This is a genomic window from Psychromonas arctica, assembly GCF_038155225.1.
In the GTDB taxonomy this organism is placed as follows: Bacteria; Pseudomonadota; Gammaproteobacteria; order Enterobacterales; family Psychromonadaceae; genus Psychromonas; species Psychromonas arctica_B.
Genome location: NZ_JBAKBA010000277.1, coordinates 1 through 222 on the forward strand (window position 1 = coordinate 1; position 222 = coordinate 222).

Annotated in this window: 1 pseudogene; it reads left to right on the top strand. The window is 34.2% G+C overall.

Annotated features, from left to right (window positions below):
- Positions 1-222: pseudogene (locus tag V6255_RS18550) on the top strand (methyl-accepting chemotaxis protein); the annotation flags it as partial.

Genomic DNA, 222 nt, shown 5'->3' on the forward strand with positions numbered 1-222 from the left:
GCACCTCTTACTATCATTAGATGAATCAGTTATTTATAGTAAAGTTCAACAATCATTAATGACTGTTTTAATGACAACCGTCGTTTTAGTTTCTATTTGTTCTTTCATCATCTTCTTATTACTTAGCTACACCTATAGACCCGTTCTTGCCATCAAGAAAACAGTACAAGAATTATCAAATGGTTATGGCGACTTATCACAACGTCTTCCTGTCACTAGTCG